The sequence below is a fragment of the Aquitalea magnusonii genome, assembly GCF_003202035.1.
Taxonomy (GTDB): domain Bacteria; phylum Pseudomonadota; class Gammaproteobacteria; order Burkholderiales; family Chromobacteriaceae; genus Aquitalea; species Aquitalea magnusonii.
On sequence record NZ_QJKC01000044.1, the window covers coordinates 1 to 1,720 of the forward strand.

At 53.5% G+C, this 1,720-nt stretch carries 4 protein-coding genes; all 4 read right to left on the reverse strand.

Annotated features, from left to right (window positions below; genetic code table 11):
* Nucleotides 1-120 (reverse strand): helix-turn-helix domain-containing protein (locus DFR38_RS21970; protein ID WP_146215901.1); only part of this gene is annotated, 120 nt, incomplete at its 3' end.
* Nucleotides 121-277: 157 nt separating this feature from the next.
* On the reverse strand, nt 278-679 hold the full coding sequence (locus tag DFR38_RS20750) for a DUF1376 domain-containing protein (protein WP_059287652.1): 402 nt from the start codon (nt 677-679) through the stop codon (nt 278-280).
* Nucleotides 679-849, reverse strand: coding sequence for a hypothetical protein (locus tag DFR38_RS21340; RefSeq protein WP_158527785.1), 171 nt, complete (start codon nt 847-849; stop codon nt 679-681). Before DFR38_RS21340 ends, DFR38_RS20750 begins: the two co-directional genes overlap by 1 nt.
* A 275-nt stretch (nt 850-1,124) precedes the next feature.
* Nucleotides 1,125-1,664 (reverse strand): recombinase family protein, encoded by a 540-nt coding sequence (locus DFR38_RS20755; RefSeq protein WP_059287653.1) that lies wholly within the window; start codon nt 1,662-1,664, stop codon nt 1,125-1,127.
* Nucleotides 1,665-1,720: the final 56 nt, after the last annotated feature.

Below are 1,720 nucleotides of genomic sequence, written 5' to 3' on the forward strand. Positions count from 1 at the left end.
AATCGTGCTGGGAGCCCGGTGCAATGCCTTTGCAATGGCCCTGGCACTCTCTCCCTGCTGTTTCATTGCCATGATGAACCCGCGTTCTTCGGCACTGAGGTGCTCATAAGTTCTTTGCATGCAACAACTTAACCTTTAATTGGTTGGTGTTGCACTTAGCTCTTGAAACCGCCCTGTCTTTCTTTTTTTCTGTCTATCTATCTCTCTTTCGCATAGCAGTTGCATTGCCGCTGCACTGCACCGGCAGAACTACGGCAGAGCAAGATGAGACAGGCGATTAGAAATCCGCAGTATCGAAGTCGTCCACCGGAGGCTTTGCCTGATTGGCGGATGGCAGGGATTCCTTCCTGTGGCGACGCAAAGCCTTCTCAGACTGCATCCGGCTGTTTGCCTCCACCTCAGCACGGTAAGAGTCGAGATACTCATGGCGACCACTCGGAAAGAACTCGTCCATGATTTCCTGAAGCGCACACTCTTCAGCGTCGGTAGTTACCCCGATTCGTCGCCTCAGTAATTTCATGTCCTCTGGCAGCTTACCCCCAAGCGCCCAGTAGAGATTCATCAACCGGATGTAGACGCCCACATGAGCAGCTGACAGTCCTGTGGTCTCTGCGAGGAATGCACCTGCGTCCATAGCGAACCAAGCAAAACGATCAGACTTCTTGCGAGTTGCACTCACTAGCTCACCTCCTGAGACTTCTTGTGTTCATCGAGGATGATGGCCAATGCCTGGCTGTTGGTCAGCTTCGCGTTGTGCTGGCGTTCGTACTCTCGCTGAAATTGCTTCAGATGGTCGAAGGTCGGCACAGGGAGAGAGAAGTTGCGGAAGACGTATTTTAGATTCTCCATTGAATACCTCATGCAGAAACGACAAGACCCACGGAGGGCTTCCCCTGCGGAGGTCTATCTTGGTTTGGCGAAAGCGACAGCAGTGATGCTGTCAGTTCATGTGGACAGGCGGCTTCGTGGCGTCATCCCTATGGATGGTATGAATTGAGCTTTGTCCTATGGTGCGGGAAAATCGACCTACCCGATTCTTCCCTATGGTGTTCCAAAATCCTCGGGAAGATGGGTGACGGAATCAAATGGATCGGCTACCACCTATGGGATGGGTTGATTGTTTTTCAGGCAGAAACCCGCATCATGCGCTGAAGGGTTGAGAGGGCAATGCCAAGCTCTGCTGCCACCTTGCGCCAGCTCATGTTCTGAGCGAAGAGGCTTTCTGCCTTTTGTCGCAATTCCTCATCAGTCGTTTTCAACGGGCGGCCCAGCCTCACACCATCTGCCTTGAGCTTCGCCAGTTTGGCCTTTGTCCTCTCGCTGATGAGATCGCGCTCGTATTCACTGATCGCAGCCAGTAACGCCAGAGTCAGCTTGGCCTGAGGTGAGCCATCCAGTGTACCGAGGCCGAGGATTGAGATTGAAACACCACGGTCTGTGAGATCACGGATAGTGGCGATCACATCCAGCATGTCTCGGCCAAGCCGATCCAGCTTGGTGACAACAAGCGAGTCCCCAGAGTCCATACGCTCTGTCAGCTTAGCGAATTGCTCCCGTTGCAGAGCGTGTACCTTGCCAGAGACACCGCGCTCTACATAAACCCGGTCTTTCTCGATCAGGTAACCATGGTCTGTCCCGCTCTCCGTGGACAGCGGGTTATGCACTCAGCACTAAGCGACGTCGCTCGTATTCAACCGGGGTGAGATACCCCAGGGTTGAA

Coding starts and splice junctions, on each gene's coding strand:
- DFR38_RS21340 (WP_158527785.1), bottom strand. CDS start 849: ATGGAGAATCTAAAATACGTCTTCCGCAACTTCTCTCTCCCTGTGCCG.